This is a genomic window from Actinomadura sp. NPDC048032 (assembly GCF_040653175.1).
Lineage (GTDB): Bacteria > Actinomycetota > Actinomycetes > Streptosporangiales > Streptosporangiaceae > Spirillospora > Spirillospora verrucosospora.
The window spans coordinates 1-2,853 of sequence record NZ_JBEZJP010000661.1 but is presented as its reverse complement, the minus strand read 5'-3'; the positions used below and the strand labels follow the sequence as shown (position 1 = coordinate 2,853).

Annotated in this window: 1 protein-coding gene; it reads right to left on the bottom strand. The window is 71.4% G+C overall.

What is annotated here, in order from left to right:
- A partial coding sequence (locus tag AB0C69_RS40745; protein ID WP_360361918.1) for a glutamate synthase central domain-containing protein occupies positions 1–2,853 on the bottom strand: 2,853 nt, incomplete at both ends.

The following is a 2,853-nucleotide window of genomic DNA, read 5'->3' as shown; positions in this document are numbered from 1 at the left end:
GTCGCCGGACCTTCGTGAGTCCGCCATGAGCTGCGCCAGGTCCTCGATCGAGTAGATGTCGTGGTGCGGCGGCGGCGAGATGAGGCCGACGCCCGGGGTGGAGTGCCGCGTCTTGGCGATCCACGGGTAGACCTTGTGGCCGGGCAGCTGGCCGCCCTCGCCGGGCTTGGCGCCCTGCGCCATCTTGATCTGGATGTCGTCGGCGTTGGTGAGGTACTCCGAGGTCACGCCGAACCGGCCGGAGGCCACCTGCTTGATCGCGCTGCGCCGCAGGTCGCCGTTCTCGTCCGGGACGAAGCGCGCCGGGTCCTCGCCGCCCTCGCCGGTGTTGGACTTGCCGCCGAGGCGGTTCATCGCGATCGCGAGGGTCTCGTGCGCCTCGGCCGAGATGGAGCCGTAGGACATCGCGCCGGTGGAGAACCGCTTGACGATCTCCGATACCGGCTCGACCTCCTCGATCGGCACCGGCTCGCGCTCGCCCTCGCGGAGCCGGAACAGCCCGCGGAGCGTCATCAGCTTCTCGGCCTGCGAGTCGACCTTGGAGGTGTACTCCTTGAAGATCTCGTAGCGGCGGGTGCGGGTGGCGTGCTGGAGCTTGAACACCGTGTCCGGGTTGAACAGGTGCGGCTCGCCCTCGCGGCGCCACTGGTACTCGCCGCCGACCTCCAGGGTGCGGTGCGCCAGGTCGTTGCCGCGCGGCGGGTACGCGCGCGCGTGCCGCTCGGCGACCTCGCGGGCCAGCACGTCGAAGCCGACGCCGCCGAGCCGCGAGGTGGTGCCGGTGAAGCACCGCGCCACCACGTCCGCGCCGAGCCCGATCGCCTCGAAGATCTGCGCGCCGGTGTAGGACGCGACCGTCGACACGCCCATCTTCGACATGATCTTCAGGACGCCCTTGCCGTAGGCCTTCACCAGGTTCCGGCCGGCCTTCGCCGGGTCCGTCCCCTCGATCACGCCGCCGCGCACGAGGTCCTCGACGGTCTCGATCGCCAGGTACGGGTTGATCGCGGACGCGCCGTACCCGATGAGCAGCGCCATGTGGTGGCACTCGCGGGCCTCGCCCGTCTCGATCACCAGGCCGACCTGGGTGCGGGTCTTCTCCCGGATCAGGTGGTGGTGCACGGCGCCGGTCAGCAGCAGCGACGGGATCGCGGCGCGGGCCGAGTCGGCGCCGCGGTCCGACAGCACGATGATCCGCGCGCCGGCCTCGATGGCCCGGCTGACCTCGGAGTTGATCTCCTCCAGGCGCGCCTGCAGGGCCTCTCCCCCGCCGGCGACGTCGTACAGGCCCTGCACGACGTGCGCGGCCAGGTGCGGCAGCGACCCCTCGTCGTCGATGTGGATGATCTTGGACAGTTCGTCGTTGTCCAGGATCGGGGTGGGCAGCACCAGGCGCCGGCACGAGTCCGGGCCGGGGTCCAGCAGGTTGCCCTCCGGGCCGAGCGTGGACTGCAGCGAGGTGACGAGCTCCTCGCGGATCGCGTCCAGCGGCGGGTTCGTGACCTGCGCGAACAGCTGCTTGAAGTAGTCGAACAGCAGCCGCGGGCGCTCGGAGAGCACCGCGATCGGGGTGTCGGTGCCCATCGACCCGATCGGCTCCGCGCCCGTCCGCGCCATCGGCGTCAGGATGATCCGCTGCTCTTCGAGCGTGTAGCCGAACGTCTGCTGCCGCCGGACCAGCGTCTCGTGGGTCGGGATCTCCCGCTCGCGCTGCGGCAGCTCCTCGAACCGGACCAGGCCCTCGTGCAGCCACTCCCCGTACGGGTGCTCGGCGGCCAGCTCGGCCTTGACCTCGTCGTCCTCGACGATCCGCCCGGCGGCGGTGTCGACGAGGAAGATCTTGCCGGGCTGCAGGCGGCCCTTGCGGACGACCTTGGCGGCGGGGATGTCGAGCACGCCGGCCTCGCTGGCCAGCACGACCAGGCCGTCGTCGGTCACCCAGTACCGGCCCGGGCGCAGCCCGTTGCGGTCCAGGACGGCGCCGACGACGGTGCCGTCGGTGAAGCTGACGCTGGCGGGGCCGTCCCACGCCTCCATCAGCGTGGAGTGGAACTCGTAGAACGCCCGCCGCTCGGCGTCCATCTCGGTGTGGTTCTCCCACGCCTCCGGGATCATCATCAGCACCGCGTGCGGCAGCGACCGGCCGCCCAGGTGCAGCAGCTCCAGGCACTCGTCGAACGACGCGGTGTCGGACGCCTCGATGTCGATCACCGGGAAGATCCGGGAGATGTCGCCGGGCAGCAGGTCGGACTTCAGCAGCGCCTCGCGGGCCCGCATCCAGTTCCGGTTGCCCTTCACGGTGTTGATCTCGCCGTTGTGGGCGATGAACCGGTACGGGTGCGCCAGCTCCCAGGCCGGGAAGGTGTTCGTCGAGAACCGCGAGTGGACCAGCGCGATCGCGCTGGTGAAGCGGCGGTCCGACAGGTCGGGGAAGAACGGCTCCAGCTGCGGGGTCGTCAGCATCCCCTTGTAGACGATCGTGCGGCTGGACAGGCTCGGGAAGTAGACCCGCACGTCCTGCTCGGCGCGCTCGCGCATGCAGAACACGGCGCGGTCCAGCTCCAGGCCGGTCCTGCCCTCGTGCGGGCCGCCGTCCGCGGGGGCGACGAACAGCTGCGCGAAGTGCGGCATCACCCGGCGGGCGGCCGGGCCCGTGAAGCGCGGGTCGTGCGGGAGCTCGCGCCAGCCGAGGACCGTCAGGCCCTCCTCCACGCACAGCGTCTCGACGTGGGCGACCGCGGCGGCGCGCTCGTCGCCGTCCGCGGGGAGGAACGCGATGCCGGCCGCGTAGGCGCCGGCCGCGGGGAGCGGGAAGTCGCAGACCTCGCGGAAGAACGCGTCCGGGATCTGGAC